Origin of the sequence: Geodermatophilus normandii (assembly GCF_003182485.1) — a bacterium.
In the GTDB taxonomy this organism is placed as follows: domain Bacteria; phylum Actinomycetota; class Actinomycetes; order Mycobacteriales; family Geodermatophilaceae; genus Geodermatophilus; species Geodermatophilus normandii.
This window is the reverse complement of record NZ_QGTX01000001.1, coordinates 3,731,031-3,746,376: the sequence shown is the minus strand read 5'-3', so window position 1 is coordinate 3,746,376 and position 15,346 is coordinate 3,731,031. Positions and strand designations below refer to the sequence as shown.

Below are 15,346 nucleotides of genomic sequence, written 5' to 3'. Positions count from 1 at the left end.
TGTCCCCGCCGCCGCTCGTGCTCTGCCCACGCACGGGGGGCAGAGCACGAAGGCGAGGCCGGGAGGGACGCTGCGCACGCTCGTGCTCTGCCCCCTCGACGGGGGCAGAGCACGACCGCCTGCAGGAGTCCACCCGCCCCGCTGGTGGAAGGTCATGCACGACCCTGTATGGTCATGCATCGTGAGTACAGGGCAGACGTGGACGGTCGGGGTCACCGGCGCCACCGGCTACGCGGGGGGAGAGGTGTGCCGGCTGCTGGCCGGGCACCCGCACCTCCGCCTGGCCGGGGTGCACGCCAACAGCAGCGCCGGCCGACGCCTGGGTGAGCTGCAGCCGCACCTGCTGCCCTTCGCCGACCTCGAGGTCCGCCCCAGCGCGCCGGAGGACCTCGCCGGCTACGACGTCGTCGTCCTCGCGCTGCCGCACGGGGAGTCCGCCGCCATCGCCGCGCAGCTGTCCCAGGACACGCTGGTCGTCGACTGCGGCGCCGACCACCGGCTCGAGGACCCGGCGGCCTGGGCGCGCTGGTACGGCGGCGAGCACGCCGGCGCGCCGCACCCAGGAGCATGGCCCTACGGCCTGCCGGAGCTCCCTGGCCAGCGGGAGAAGCTGGCCGGCGCGCGACGGATCGCCGTCCCCGGCTGCTACCCGACGTCGGTCGCGCTCGCGATGGTCCCGGCCCTGGCCGCCGGGCTGGTCGAGCCCGACGTCGTCGTGGTCGCCGCCTCCGGCACCTCCGGCGCGGGCAAGGCGGCGAAGCCGCACCTGCTCGGCAGCGAGGTCATGGGCTCGGTGAGCGCCTACGGCGTCGGCGGCGGGCACCGGCACACCCCGGAGATGGCGCAGAGCCTCGCCGCGGCCGCGGGCGAGCCGGTCAGGATCAGCTTCACGCCCACGCTGGTGCCGATGAGCCGGGGCATCCTCGCCACCTGCTCGGCGCCGCTGAGGAGCGGCGTCGACGCGGCGGCCGCCCGTGACGCCTACGGCCGGGCCTACGCCGACGAGCCGTTCGTGCACCTGCTGCCCGAGGGCCAGTGGCCCACCACCGCGCAGGTGCTCGGCGCCAACACCGTCGCGGTGCAGGTCGCCGTCGACCCCGACGCCGGCCGGCTGGTCGTCGTCGCCGCGGTCGACAACCTCACCAAGGGCACCGCGGGCGGCGCGATCCAGAGCGCCAACATCGCCCTCGGCCTGCCCGAGACCGCGGGCCTGCCGCTGGTGGGGGTGGCCCCGTGAGCGTCACCGCACCCCAGGGCTTCCGGGCCGCCGGCGTCGCCGCCGGGCTCAAGAGCAGCGGCGCCCCTGACGTCGCGCTGGTGGTCAACGACGGCCCGCAGGACAGCGCCGCGGCCGTCTTCACCACCAACCGCTTCCCGGCCGCGCCGGTGCAGTGGAGCCGCCAGGTCCTCGCCACCGGCCGGTTGCGGGCGGTCGTCCTCAACTCCGGCGGCGCCAACGCCTGCACCGGCGCCGAGGGCTTCGGCGACACGCACGCCACCGCCGAGCACGCCGCCGCCGAGCTGGGGCTGGGTGCGGTCGACGTCGCGGTCGCCTCCACCGGGCTGATCGGCGTCCGGCTGCCCATGGACAAGCTGCTGCCCGGCGTCACCGAGGCGGCCAAGGCGCTCGCCGCCGACGGCGGTCCCGACGCCGCCCGGGCGATCATGACCACCGACAGCGTCCCCAAGACGACGGTCGTGCAGCGCGACGGGTGGAGCGTCGGCGGGATGGCCAAGGGCGCCGGCATGCTCGCGCCGAGCCTGGCCACGATGCTCGTCGTCCTCACCACAGACGCCTCCGTGCCGGCCGGCGTCCTGCACGCCGCGCTGGCGAGCGCCACCGGCGTCAGCCTCGAGCGGGTCGACTCCGACGGCTGCCTGTCCACCAACGACACCGTGGTCGCGATGGCCAACGGCGCCGCCGGGGTCACGCCGACCGCCGAGGAGGTCGCCGAGGCGCTCACCGAGGCGGCCACCGACCTGGCGATGCAGCTGCTCGCCGACGCCGAGGGCTCGACCAAGGACATCGCCGTCACCGTGCGCAACGCGGCCACCGTCGGCGACGCGCTCACCGCCGGCCGGGCGTGCGCCCGCAACAACCTGCTCAAGACGGCGCTGTTCGGCAACGACCCGAACTGGGGCCGGGTGCTGGCCGCGATCGGCACCACCGACGCCGCCTTCGAGCCCGACCGGGTCGACGTCACCATCAACGGCGTCACCGTCTGCCGGGGCGGCGCGATCGGCGACCCGCGCGAGGGCGTCGACCTCACCGGCCGGGCCGTCACCATCGACGTCGACCTGGCCGCCGGCACCGAGCAGGCGACGATCTGGACCAACGACCTGTCCCTCGCCTACGTGCACGAGAACTCGGCGTACTCGACGTGAGCACCTCCGAGAACACGCACGAGGACCCCACCCCGCCCGACGTCCGGGTCGACGAGCCGGCCCCGCCGCGCCGCCGGATCGGCACGACCCGGGTCATGCGGACGTACGACCCCGAGGGCGACGCGCGCAAGGTCGCCGTCCTCACCGGGGCGCTGCCGTGGTTGCGGGAGTTCCACGGCAACGTCGTGGTGGTCAAGTACGGCGGGCACGCCATGGTCGACGAGGAGTGCCGCCGGGCGTTCGCCGAGGACATGGTCTTCCTCCGGACCTGCGGCATCCTGCCCGTCGTCGTGCACGGCGGCGGCCCGCAGATCACCGAGATGCTCGGCCGTCTCGGCATCGAGAGCGAGTTCCGCGGCGGCCTGCGGGTGACCACCGACGAGACCGTCGAGGTCGTGCGCATGGTCCTGACCGGACAGGTCACGCCCGAGGTGGTCGGGCTGGTCAACCAGCACGGGCCGCTGGCCGTCGGCCTGTCCGGGGAGGACGGCGGCCTCTTCACCGCCGAGCGGACGACGGCGGTCGTCGACGGGCAGCCGGTCGACGTCGGCCGGGTCGGCGACGTCGTCGCCGTCGACCCCGCGCCGGTCACCGCGCTGCTGGCCGCCGGCAAGATCCCCGTCGTCGCGACGGTCGCGCCGGACCGCGACGGCGTGGTGCACAACGTCAACGCCGACACCGCCGCCGCCGCGCTCGCCGTGGCGCTCGGCGCGGTCAAGCTCGTCGTCCTCACCGACGTCGAGGGCCTCTACGCCGACTGGCCCGACCGCGACTCGCTCGTGCAGCAGATCGACGCCGCCGAGCTGGCCGAGATCCTGCCGACCCTGGACGCCGGGATGGTCCCGAAGATGGCCGCCTGCCTGCGGGCGGTCGAGGGCGGGGTGAAGCGGGCGACCGTCGTCGACGGCCGGACCCCGCACGCCCTGCTGCTGGAGATGTTCACCACCGAGGGCACCGGGACGATGGTCGTCCCCGCGCACGCACTGGACGGGAAGGAGCCGGCATGACCCACACGGAGGAGCTGGCCACCCGCTGGTCGGCCGTGATGATGGGCAACTACCGCACCCCGCCCGTCGCGCTCGCGCGCGGCGAGGGCTCGGTCGTCTGGGACGTCGACGGCCGCGAGTACACCGACCTGCTCGGCGGCATCGCGACGACGATCCTCGGCCACGCGCACCCGAGGGTGGTCGAGGCGATCAGCCGGCAGGCGCGGACCCTCGGGCACGTCTCCAACCTGGCGATGCACGAGCCCGGCGTCACCCTCGCCGAGCGGCTGCTGGAGCTGGCCGGCCGGCCGGGGCGGGTGTTCTTCTGCAACTCCGGCGCCGAGGCCAACGAGGCCGCGTTCAAGATCAGCCGACTGACCGGGCGGCCCGAGGTGGTCACCGCCGAGGGCGCCTTCCACGGCCGCACGATGGGCGCGCTCGCGCTCACCGGGCAGCCGTCGAAGGCCGCCGCGTTCGCCCCGCTGCCCGGCGGCGTGCGGTACGTGCCCTACGGCGACGCCGGCGCGCTGTCCGGCGTCGTGGGCGAGCGGACCGCGATGGTGCTGCTCGAGCCGCTCCTCGGCGAGGGCGGCGTGCAGCCCCCGCCGCCGGGCTACCTGGCCGCCGCGGCCCGCACGGCCGCGGGCGCCGGCGCGCTGTTCGCCGTCGACGAGGTGCAGACCGGCACCGGCCGCACCGGCCACTGGTTCGCGCACCAGGCCGACGGACTGCAGCCCGACGTGATCACCCTGGCCAAGGCCCTCGGCGGCGGCCTGCCGATGGGCGCCACCTTGGCCTTCGGCGACGCCGCGGAGCTCATGACCGCCGGCTCGCACGGGTCGACGTTCGGCGGCAACCCGATCGCCTGCGCGGCCGCGCTCGCCGTCCTCGACACGATGCGCGACGAGGGCCTGCTCGAGCGCGCCAAGGAGCTCGAGCACCGGTTCACCGCCGGCATCGAGGGTCTGGGGCACGGCGGCGTCGCCGGGGTGCGGGGGAGGGGCGCGCTGCTCGGCGTGGTCCTCACCGCGCCCGTCGCCGGCGCGCTCGAGGCCGCCCTGCGCGACGCCGGCTTCCTCGCCAACGCCGTGGCCCCCGACGTGCTGCGGCTCGCGCCGTCCCTGGTGCTCACCGACGCCCAGGTCGACGCCTTCGTCGCCGCCCTCCCGGCGGCCCTCGACACCGCCCAGGAGACGGCACCGTGACCCGGCACCTCACCCGCGACGACGACCTGACCCCCGACGAGCAGGCCGAGGTCCTCGCGCTGGCCGCCGAGCTCAAGCGCACCCGGCACACCGACGCGGCGCCCACCCCGCTGCGGGCGGCGAACGGCGTGCCGCGGGCCGTGGCGGTGCTGTTCGACAAGCCCTCGACCCGCACCCGGGTGTCGTTCTCCGTCGGCGTCGCCGAGCTCGGCGGGTACCCGCTGGTCGTCGACGCCGGCGCCAGCCAGCTCGGCCGCGGCGAGCCGGTCGACGACACCACCCGCGTGCTCGACCGGCAGGTGGCGGCGATCGTGTGGCGGACCTTCGGCCAGGACCGGCTGGAGACCATGGCCGCCACCAGCCGGGTGCCGGTGGTCAACGCGCTCACCGACGACTTCCACCCCTGCCAGGTCCTGGCGGACCTGCAGACGGTGGTCGAGCACAAGGGGTCGCTGGCCGGCCGGTCGCTGACCTACCTCGGCGACGGCGCCAACAACATGGCCCACTCCTACCTGCTGGGCGGCGCCACCGCCGGCATGCACGTGCGGATCGGCTCGCCGGAGGGCTTCCGGCCCTCCAAGGAGGTGCTGGAGCGGGCCGCGGAGATCGCCGCGGGGACCGGCGGGTCGGTGCTGTGGACGGCCGACGCCGCAGCCGCCGCGGACGGCGCCGACGTCCTCGCCACCGACACGTGGGTCTCGATGGGCCAGGAGGACGAGTACGACACCCGCGTCGCGCCGTTCCTGCCCTACGCCGTCGACGAGGCGGCGCTGGAGCGGGCCGCCGACGACGCCGTCGTCCTGCACTGCCTGCCGGCCTACCGCGGCAAGGAGATCGCCGCCGAGGTGATCGACGGCCCGCAGAGCGTGGTCTGGGACGAGGCGGAGAACCGGCTGCACGCCCAGAAGGCGCTCCTCACCTGGCTCCTGGAGCGATCGGCGTGACCTCTGCGCTGACCCGCTCGGCGCGGCAGGCCCGCATCGCCGAGCTGATCACCGCCCAGCCCGTCACCTCGCAGACCCAGCTGGCGGCGCTGCTGTCCGCCGGCGGCATCGAGGTCACCCAGGCGACGCTCTCGCGCGACCTCGAGGAGCTCGGCGCGGTCAAGCTGCGCGGCACCGACGGCGCGCCGGCGTCCTACGTGCTGCCGCCGGAGAACGCCCCGCTCCGCCCCGCGCAGGCCGCGCCCGCGCGCCTCACCCGGCTCCTGGCCGACCTGCTCACCAGTGCCGACGGCAGCGCCAACCTCGCCGTCCTGCGCACCCCGCCCGGGGCCGCGCAGTTCCTCGCCTCGGCGCTGGACAAGGTCGGCCTGCCCGACGTGCTGGGCACCATCGCCGGCGACGACACTCTCCTCGTCGTCTCCCGCGACCCCGACGGCGGACCGGCGCTGGCCGAGCGGCTGCGCGCCCTGGCCGCCCGCACGCCGGCGGTCTACCCGGAGCTGCACGCCGACCTGTCCGACGAACCTCCCGGAGGATCCGCCCCGTGACCGACCCGACCGCCCCCGCCTCGCAGACCCGGCTCTGGGGCGGCCGCTTCGGCGGCGGGCCGTCGCCGGCGATGGCGGCGCTGTCGAAGTCGACCGACGTCGACTGGCGGCTGGCCCCCTACGACCTGGCCGGCTCCCGCGCGCACGCCCGGGTGCTGCACCGCGCCGGCCTGCTCACCGACGACGAGCTGCCCCGGATGCTGGGCGCGCTCACCGAGCTGTCGGCGGAGGTCGCCGCGGGCACGTTCGCGCCGGTCGAGGCCGACGAGGACGTGCACGAGGCCCTCGAGCGCGGCCTGCTCGACAAGCTCGGCGCCCTCGGGGGGAAGCTGCGCGCCGGGCGCTCCCGCAACGACCAGGTCGCCACCGACCTGCGCCTGTACCTGCGGCACAACGTGCGCGCGCTGGTCGGCGAGCTGTCCTCCCTGGAGTACGCGCTGCTGGGCCTGGCCGAGCGGTACCTCGACGTCCCCGCGCCCGGCATGACGCACCTGCAGCACGCCCAGCCGGTGCTCATCAGCCACCAGCTGCTCGCCCACGCCCACGCGTTCGCCCGCGACGTCGACCGGCTGCAGGACTGGGACCGCCGCGCCGCCGTCAGCCCGCTGGGCTCGGGCGCGCTGGCCGGCTCCTCGCTGCCGCTGGACCCCGACGCCGTCGCCGCCGAGCTCGGCTTCGACCGCGCCGCGGAGAACTCCATCGACGCGGTCAGCGACCGCGACTTCGCCGCGGAGTTCTGCTTCGCCGCCGCGCTGATCGGCGTCCACCTGTCCCGGCTGGGCGAGGAGGTCGTGCTCTGGACGTCGACGGAGTTCGGCTGGGCCCGCCTCGACGACGCCTGGGCCACGGGGTCGTCGATCATGCCGCAGAAGAAGAACCCCGACATCGCCGAGCTGGCGCGGGGCAAGTCCGGCCGGTTCGTCGGCAACCTCACCGGGCTGCTGACGATGCTCAAGGGCCTGCCGCTGGCCTACGACCGCGACCTGCAGGAGGACAAGGAGCCGGTCTTCGACTCCCTCGAGCAGCTGCTGCTCCTGCTGCCCGCGGTCACCGGCATGGTCGCCACGCTCACGCTGCGCCCCGACGTCCTCGAGGCCGCCGCGCCGCAGGGCTTCGCGCTGGCCACCGACGTCGCCGAGTGGCTCGTCTCGAACGGCGTCCCGTTCCGCTCGGCGCACGAGATCTCCGGCGCGATGGTGTCCTTCTGCGAGGAGGCCGGGCTCGAGCTCGACCAGCTCGACGACGACCAGCTGGCCGGCATCGACGAGCGGCTCACCCCGGACGTGCGCGCGGTGCTGTCGGTGCCGGGCGCGCTGGCCGCCCGCAGCACCCGCGGGGGACGGCGCCCGAGCGGGTCGCCGCCCAGCTCGCGGCGCTGGAGGACGTCGCCGCCGCCCACGGCCGCTGGTCGGCCGACTCGCCCGTGGCGGCCGCGCTCTGACCCCGCCGGGCCGCCTGCTCACCGCCGACGAGCTGCTCGGGCCGGTCGACGTCGTCGCCCCGGCGCTGCTGGGCTGCTGGGTGGTGACCGACCGGCCCGAGGGCACCGTCGCCGTGCGCCTGACCGAGGTCGAGGCGTACTCCGGGGAGGGGGAGGACCCCGCCTCGCACGCCCACCGCGGCCCGACCCCGCGCACGGCGGTCATGTTCGGCCCGCCCGGGCGGCTCTACGTCTACTTCAGCTACGGCGTGCACTGGTGCGCCAACGTCGTCGTCGGTCCGGCGGGCCGCGCCTCGGCGGTGCTGCTGCGCGCCGGCGAGGTGGTGGTGGGGGAGGACCTGGCCGCCGCCCGCCGCCGGTCGGCCCGCGTGGCGCGCGACCTGGCCCGCGGCCCGGCGCGGCTCACCGCGGCGCTCGGCATCGGCCCGGACGACGGCGGCGCCGACGTCCTCGACCCGTCGTCGTCCGTGCGGCTGCACGCGGGGGAGCCGCCGGCCGCGGTGTCGGCCGGGCCGCGGGTGGGGATCAGCCGCGCGACCGAGCTGCCGTGGCGCTTCTGGGAGACGGGGGCGGCGTCGGTCAGCGCCTTCCGCCCGGGTGGCGGGCCGCGCCGCCGTGCCGCCGGGCAGACTGGGTCCCCGTGACCTCCGTCCTCGACGAACTGCAGCGCCGCGGGCTCATCGCCCAGACCACCGACGAGGAGGCGCTGCGTGCGCACCTCGCGGCCGGACCGGTCACCTACTACTGCGGCTTCGACCCCACCGCGCCGAGCCTGCACGTCGGCCACCTCGTGCAGTTCATGGTGCTGCGGGCGCTGCAGCGGGCCGGTCACCGGCCCGTCGTCCTCGTCGGCGGGGCCACCGGGCTGATCGGGGACCCGCGGCCCACCGCGGAGCGGCAGCTCAACGACCGCGCCACCGTCGCGGCCTGGGTGGACAGCATCCGCCGGCAGGTGGCGCCCTTCCTCGACCTGCCCGCAGAGACCGACGGGCTGGCGGCCCCCGTCTACGTCGACAACCTGACCTGGACCGAGCCGCTGTCGGCCATCGACCTGCTGCGCGACCTCGGCAAGCACTTCCGCGTCGGCCGGATGCTGGCCAAGGAGGCGGTGAGCGCGCGGCTGAACTCCGAGGCCGGCATCAGCTACACCGAGTTCAGCTACCAGATCCTGCAGGCGCACGACTTCCTGCAGCTGTTCCGCCGTCACGGCGTCACGCTGCAGACCGGTGGCTCCGACCAGTGGGGGAACCTGACGGCGGGCATCGACCTGGTCCGCCGGGTGGAGGGCGCCACGGTGCACGCCCTGTCCACCCAGCTGGTCACCAAGTCCGACGGGCAGAAGTTCGGCAAGAGCGAGGGCGGCACCGTCTGGCTCGACCCCGCGCTCACGTCGCCCTACGCCTTCTTCCAGTTCTGGCTCAACGCCGACGACGCCGACGCGCTCACCTGGCTGCCGCAGTTCTCCGAGCTGCCCGCCGAGGAGGTGGCCGCGCTCGTCGCCGAGAGCACCGAGCGCCCGGCGTCGCGGGCGGCGCAGCGGGCGCTGGCCGAGGAGCTGACGTCGCTGGTGCACGGACCCGAGGAACTGCGCCAGGCCGAGGCGGCCGGTCGTGCGCTCTTCGGCCGGGAGGACCTGACGACGCTGGGCGCCGAGACCCTGGGCGCGGCGCTCCGCGAGGCCGGCAGCGTCACCGTCGACGGCGCGACGCCCACGCTCGCCGCCCTGCTGCAGCAGACCGGGCTCGTCTCGAGCCTGTCCGAGGCCCGCCGGACCGTGAAGGAGGGCGGCGCCTACCTCAACAACGAGCGGGTCACCGACGCCGACGCGGTCCCGGGCGAGGACGCGTGGCTGCCCGGGGGATGGCTGGTGCTGCGCCGCGGCAAGCGGTCGGTCGCCGGGGTGCAGCGGGTGCCCGCCGGCCGCTGAGCCGACGGTCCGGCCGCGTGAACGCCACGTGACACGCCGGTTCCGGAACGGTGTCCGTCGTCACGGCCGGGACGGTTTGACACGGTCCCGACAGCCACGTAACTTTCTCTCTGCGCGCCGCACGGCCCGGGAGGGCGAGCGGGGAGGCCCCAGCAGGAGCCGCCCGTTGCGGGCGCAGAGATGGACAACAAAGCCACCGAGGAAGCCCGAGAGGGTCGAATGGGTGTGCGTCCGCTCCTTGAGAACTCAACAGCGTGCCGAAAGTCAGTGCCAAGTTTTACCCCGTCCCGGGGCCCTGTGGGTTTCGGGTGGGTTCCTTTGGTTGATTGATCGAGATCTGTCAGGTCTCGGTTCTCGGCCTGGTTTCAAGCATCTACGGAGAGTTTGATCCTGGCTCAGGACGAACGCTGGCGGCGTGCTTAACACATGCAAGTCGAACGGTGAACCTCTTCGGAGGGGATCAGTGGCGAACGGGTGAGTAACACGTGGGCAACCTGCCCCCGGCTCTGGGATAACTCCAAGAAATTGGGGCTAATACCGGATGGTCACCGCGCACCGCATGGTGGGTGGTGGAAAGGGTTTCCGGCTGGGGATGGGCCCGCGGCCTATCAGCTTGTTGGTGGGGTAGTGGCCTACCAAGGCGACGACGGGTAGCCGGCCTGAGAGGGTGACCGGCCACACTGGGACTGAGACACGGCCCAGACTCCTACGGGAGGCAGCAGTGGGGAATATTGCGCAATGGGCGGAAGCCTGACGCAGCGACGCCGCGTGGGGGATGACGGCCTTCGGGTTGTAAACCTCTTTCAGCAGGGACGAAGCGCAAGTGACGGTACCTGCAGAAGAAGCACCGGCCAACTACGTGCCAGCAGCCGCGGTAATACGTAGGGTGCAAGCGTTGTCCGGAATTATTGGGCGTAAAGAGCTCGTAGGCGGTTCGTCGCGTCGGCTGTGAAAACCCGGAGCTCAACTCCGGGCCTGCAGTCGATACGGGCGGACTTGAGTTCGGCAGGGGAGACTGGAATTCCTGGTGTAGCGGTGAAATGCGCAGATATCAGGAGGAACACCGGTGGCGAAGGCGGGTCTCTGGGCCGATACTGACGCTGAGGAGCGAAAGCGTGGGGAGCGAACAGGATTAGATACCCTGGTAGTCCACGCCGTAAACGTTGGGCGCTAGGTGTGGGGGCCATTCCACGGTCTCCGTGCCGCAGCTAACGCATTAAGCGCCCCGCCTGGGGAGTACGGCCGCAAGGCTAAAACTCAAAGGAATTGACGGGGGCCCGCACAAGCGGCGGAGCATGTTGCTTAATTCGATGCAACGCGAAGAACCTTACCTAGGCTTGACATGCACGGAAATCTCGCAGAGATGCGGGGTGCCTTTGGCGTCGTGCACAGGTGGTGCATGGTTGTCGTCAGCTCGTGTCGTGAGATGTTGGGTTAAGTCCCGCAACGAGCGCAACCCTCGTTCCATGTTGCCAGCACGTGATGGTGGGGACTCATGGGAGACTGCCGGGGTCAACTCGGAGGAAGGTGGGGATGACGTCAAATCATCATGCCCCTTATGTCTAGGGCTGCAAACATGCTACAATGGCCGGTACAAAGGGCTGCGATACCGTGAGGTGGAGCGAATCCCAAAAAGCCGGTCTCAGTTCGGATTGGGGTCTGCAACTCGACCCCATGAAGTTGGAGTCGCTAGTAATCGCAGATCAGCAACGCTGCGGTGAATACGTTCCCGGGCCTTGTACACACCGCCCGTCACGTCACGAAAGTTGGTAACGCCCGAAGCCGGTGGCCCAACCCCTCGTGGGAGGGAGCCGTCGAAGGCGGGATCGGCGATTGGGACGAAGTCGTAACAAGGTAGCCGTACCGGAAGGTGCGGCTGGATCACCTCCTTTCTAAGGAGCACTGGCCGCCACACCGTGTGTGGTGGTCCAGAGCTGTGCTCGGGCCGTGATGGTCGCCCACTTCCGGGTGGCCACAGTGTGTTCGTGACAGTGCTCGAGGGTGGAACGCTGACCAGTTCGGCCGCCGGTCTGGTTGCCGGCTCGTAGTACGGCCTCGGTTCTTCTTCGGAAGGGCGGGGTGGGGAAGTGAGCCGGTGGGGATGGGTGGTCGTAGGCACGCTGTTGGGTCCTGAGGGAGCGGGCCCTGTCATCGCCGCCGGCGTCGCCGGTGGGGGGTGGTGGGTCTGGTTCGCCTCGTCCGGGGCTTTCCTGATCTCACATCGTCGTGCGCGCGGAGTGTTCCGTGTGGTCGCGGGCTGGTGGGGTGGTGCGGGAAGGTGACTGGTTGGTCGTTGAGAACTGCACAGTGGACGCGAGCATCTTTTATCTCTGTTTTTTGCAGGGTTGCTTGTAGGAATTGTTGTGTGGCCAAGATGTTGAGGGCACACGGTGGATGCCTGGGCACCAGGAGCCGATGAAGGACGTGGGAGGCTGCGATAAGCCTCGGGGAGCTGCCAACCGAGCGTTGATCCGAGGGTGTCCGAATGGGGAAACCCCGCACCAGTCATGTGGTGTGACCCGCGCCTGAACACATAGGGCGTGTGGAGGGAACGTGGGGAAGTGAAACATCTCAGTACCCACAGGAAGAGAAAACAACCGTGATTCCGTGAGTAGTGGCGAGCGAAAGCGGATGAGGCTAAACCGTTTCCATGTGATACCCGGCAGGGGTTGTGGAAGCGGGGTCGTGGGACCGTGCGTGCTGTTTCTGCCGGAGCAGCGGGGAGTCAGAAAAGACCGTGGTTAGTGGAAGGCCTCTGGAAGGGGTCGCCGGAGAGGGTGAGAGCCCCGTACACGAAAACCTGGTCTCTCCTTGTTCACGTGTTCCCAAGTAGCACCGAGCCCGTGGAATTCGGTGTGAATCTGGCGGGACCACCCGCTAAGCCTGAATACTTCCTGGTGACCGATAGCGGACGAGTACCGTGAGGGAAAGGTGAAAAGTACCCCGGGAGGGGAGTGAAATAGTTCCTGAAACCGTGTGCCTACAAGCCGTCAGAGCCGTGAATCGCGCCTCGTGCGCGGCGGTGATGGCGTGCCTTTTGAAGAATGAGCCTGCGAGTTAGCGGTACGTGGCGAGGTTAACCCGTGGGGGGTAGCCGTAGCGAGAGCGAGTCCGAACAGGGCGTGGTAGTCGCGTGCTCTAGACCCGAAGCCGGGTGATCTACCCATGGCCAGGTTGAAGCGCGGGTAAGACCGCGTGGAGGACCGAACCCACCAGGGTTGAAAACCTGGGGGATGAGCTGTGGGTAGGGGTGAAAGGCCAATCAAACCCGGTGATAGCTGGTTCTCCCCGAAATGCATTTAGGTGCAGCGTCGCGTGTTTCTTGCCGGAGGTAGAGCACTGGATGGCCGATGGGCCCCACAAGGTTACTGACGTCAACCAAACTCCGAATGCCGGTAAGTGAGAGCGCGGCAGTGAGACTGCGGGCGATAAGGTTCGTAGTCGAGAGGGAAACAGCCCAGATCATCGGCTAAGGCCCCTAAGCGTGTGCTAAGTGGAAAAGGATGTGGGATCGCAGAGACAACCAGGAGGTTGGCTTAGAAGCAGCCACCCTTGAAAGAGTGCGTAATAGCTCACTGGTCAAGTGGTTCCGCGCCGACAATGTAGCGGGGCTCAAGCACACCGCCGAAGCCGTGGCACTCACACATGTAGCCCGCCGGTTCTCCACTCGTGGAGGCCGGCCAGGTGTGTGGGTGGGTAGGGGAGCGTCGTGTGGCGGGTGAAGCGGCGGAGGAATCCAGCCGTGGACGCCACGCGAGTGAGAATGCAGGCATGAGTAGCGAGAGGGGAGTGAGAAACTCCCCCGCCGGAAGACCAAGGGTTCCTGGGCCAGGCTAATCCGCCCAGGGTGAGTCGGGACCTAAGGCGAGGCCGACAGGCGTAGTCGATGGACAACGGGTTGATATTCCCGTACCCGCGAAGGAACGCCCATGCTGAACCCAGCGATGCTGACCCACCGAAACCGCTCGTCGCCCTTCGGGGTGTCGGGTGGGAGTAGCTGGGGACCCGAACTGGTAGTAGGCAAGCGATGGGGTGACGCAGGAAGGTAGTCGGGCCGGTGAGTGGTAGTACCGGTGCAAGGGTGTGGCCCGTGGCGTAGGCAAATCCGCGCCGCATGCAGGGTGAGGCCTGACGCATAGCCGAATGAGGCGAATCCGATGATCCTATGCTGCCGAGAAAAGCCTCTAGCGAGTTCCGAGCGGCCCGTACCCCAAACCAACTCAGGTGGTCAGGTAGAGAATACCAAGGCGATCGAGCGAACTGTGGTTAAGGAACTCGGCAAAATGCCCCCGTAACTTCGGGAGAAGGGGGACCCTCGCCCGTGAACCGCCTCGCGCGGGGCAGCGGAGGGGGGTCGCAGAGACCAGTGAGAAGCGACTGTTTACTAAAAACACAGGTCCGTGCGAAGTCGTAAGACGATGTATACGGACTGACGCCTGCCCGGTGCTGGAACGTTAAGGGGACGGGTTAGTGCACCTCGTGTGCGCGAAGCTCAGAACTCAAGCGCCAGTAAACGGCGGTGGTAACTATAACCATCCTAAGGTAGCGAAATTCCTTGTCGGGTAAGTTCCGACCTGCACGAATGGCGTAACGACTTCTCAGCTGTCTCAACCACAGGCTCGGCGAAATTGCACTACGAGTAAAGATGCTCGTTACGCGCGGCAGGACGGAAAGACCCCGGGACCTTCACTACAGCTTGATATTGGTGTTCGGTTCGGCTTGTGTAGGATAGGTGGGAGACTGGGAAGCCGGCACGCCAGTGTCGGTGGAGTCGCCGTTGAAATACCACTCTGGTCGAATTGGATGTCTAACCTCGGTCCGTGATCCGGATCAGGAACAGTGTCAGGTGGGTAGTTTAACTGGGGCGGTTGCCTCCCAAAATGTAACGGAGGCGCCCAAAGGTTCCCTCAGCCTGGTTGGCAATCAGGTGTCGAGTGCAAGTGCACAAGGGAGCTTGACTGTGAGACTGACGGGTCGAGCAGGAGCGAAAGCTGGGACTAGTGACCCGGCACCGGCATGTGGAAGCGGTGTCGCTCAACGGATAAAAGGTACCCCGGGGATAACAGGCTGATCTTCCCCAAGAGTCCATATCGACGGGATGGTTTGGCACCTCGATGTCGGCTCGTCGCATCCTGGGGCTGGAGTAGGTCCCAAGGGTTGGGCTGTTCGCCCATTAAAGCGGTACGCGAGCTGGGTTTAGAACGTCGTGAGACAGTTCGGTCCCTATCCGCCGTGCGCGTAAGAGACTTGAGAAGAGCTGTCCCTAGTACGAGAGGACCGGGACGGACGAACCTCTGGTGTGCCAGTTGTACCGCCAGGTGCACTGCTGGTTGGCTACGTTCGGCAGGGATAACCGCTGAAAGCATCTAAGCGGGAAGCTCGCTTCGAGATGAGGTCTCTCACCGGGTCAACCGGGTAAGGCCCCCGCCCAGACCAGCGGGTTGATAGGCCGGAAGTGGAAGCACCGTGAGGTGTGGAGCTGACCGGTACTAACAGGCCGAGGGCTTGACCACACACCCCCTTCGTTTCGCGGGGGGCCTGTCGAGCAACAAGAGGTGTTCTCGCGTCCACTGTGCGGTTCTGAACGCACCAACCCGTATCGACTCGATGTCGATCGACTCGATGTCGATTCCGGGGTTGTCGTGTTCACAGTGTTACGGCGGTCATGGCGAGAGGGAAACGCCCGGTCCCATTCCGAACCCGGAAGCTAAGCCTCTCAGCGCCGATGGTACTGCCCTGGAGACGGGGTGGGAGAGTAGGACGCCGCCGGACAACCATTCGAGACGGGGGTCGGAGCCATTGGCTCCGGCCCCCGTTCTCGTGTGTCCGGCACCCGTTCCAGCACTCGCACGAGTGGCCTTCTCCCGACTGAGGTACTGACGACGACATGACTTCTCCCCGACGTGGTTC

General features: G+C 70.0%; 8 protein-coding genes, 3 rRNA genes and 1 pseudogene. All 12 read left to right on the top strand.

Annotation, left to right across the window (positions count from 1 at the left end):
- Positions 1 to 181: 181 nt before the first annotated feature.
- The 12 genes and pseudogenes from argC to rrf all read left to right on the top strand — a co-directional run bounded on the left by argC (position 182) and on the right by rrf (position 15,208).
- On the top strand, positions 182 to 1,237 hold the full coding sequence (gene argC, locus JD79_RS18080) for an N-acetyl-gamma-glutamyl-phosphate reductase (protein ID WP_245900193.1): 1,056 nt from the start codon (positions 182 to 184) through the stop codon (positions 1,235 to 1,237).
- Positions 1,234 to 2,385, top strand: coding sequence for a bifunctional glutamate N-acetyltransferase/amino-acid acetyltransferase ArgJ (gene argJ / locus JD79_RS18075; RefSeq protein WP_110006654.1), 1,152 nt, complete (start codon positions 1,234 to 1,236; stop codon positions 2,383 to 2,385). The genes argC and argJ overlap by 4 nt, the downstream gene beginning before the upstream one ends.
- Positions 2,382 to 3,392 carry an acetylglutamate kinase gene (gene argB / locus JD79_RS18070; RefSeq protein WP_211308043.1) on the top strand — a complete coding sequence of 337 codons (1,011 nt, stop codon included), beginning with the start codon at positions 2,382 to 2,384 and terminating at the stop codon, positions 3,390 to 3,392. The genes argJ and argB overlap by 4 nt, the downstream gene beginning before the upstream one ends.
- Positions 3,389 to 4,576 carry an acetylornithine transaminase gene (locus tag JD79_RS18065; protein ID WP_110006653.1) on the top strand — a complete coding sequence of 396 codons (1,188 nt, stop codon included), beginning with the start codon at positions 3,389 to 3,391 and terminating at the stop codon, positions 4,574 to 4,576. The genes argB and JD79_RS18065 overlap by 4 nt, the downstream gene beginning before the upstream one ends.
- Positions 4,573 to 5,520, top strand: coding sequence for an ornithine carbamoyltransferase (gene argF, locus JD79_RS18060; RefSeq protein ID WP_110006652.1), 948 nt, complete (start codon positions 4,573 to 4,575; stop codon positions 5,518 to 5,520). The genes JD79_RS18065 and argF overlap by 4 nt, the downstream gene beginning before the upstream one ends.
- The gene (locus JD79_RS18055; protein ID WP_110006651.1) at positions 5,517 to 6,068 is read left to right on the top strand and encodes an arginine repressor; all 552 of its coding nucleotides are present in this window, start codon (positions 5,517 to 5,519) and stop codon (positions 6,066 to 6,068) included. The genes argF and JD79_RS18055 overlap by 4 nt, the downstream gene beginning before the upstream one ends.
- A 71-nt stretch (positions 6,069 to 6,139) precedes the next feature.
- Positions 6,140 to 7,354, top strand: a pseudogene (argH, locus tag JD79_RS18050) (argininosuccinate lyase); the annotation flags it as partial.
- A 118-nt stretch (positions 7,355 to 7,472) separates the two neighbouring features.
- Positions 7,473 to 8,153, top strand: a complete 681-nt coding sequence (locus tag JD79_RS18045) for a DNA-3-methyladenine glycosylase (protein ID WP_342767680.1) — start codon at positions 7,473 to 7,475, stop codon at positions 8,151 to 8,153.
- Positions 8,057 to 9,436, top strand: a complete 1,380-nt coding sequence (gene tyrS / locus JD79_RS18040; RefSeq protein WP_281270356.1) for a tyrosine--tRNA ligase — start codon at positions 8,057 to 8,059, stop codon at positions 9,434 to 9,436. Before JD79_RS18045 ends, tyrS begins: the two co-directional genes overlap by 97 nt.
- Positions 9,437 to 9,808: 372 nt before the next feature.
- Positions 9,809 to 11,328: ribosomal RNA gene (locus JD79_RS18035) — 16S ribosomal RNA — on the top strand.
- Between the two features lie 475 nt (positions 11,329 to 11,803).
- Positions 11,804 to 14,949, top strand: a 23S ribosomal RNA gene (locus JD79_RS18030).
- A gap of 142 nt (positions 14,950 to 15,091) precedes the next feature.
- Positions 15,092 to 15,208: ribosomal RNA gene (rrf, locus tag JD79_RS18025) — 5S ribosomal RNA — on the top strand.
- Together the 16S, 23S and 5S rRNA genes form the textbook arrangement of a ribosomal RNA operon.
- Positions 15,209 to 15,346: the final 138 nt, after the last annotated feature.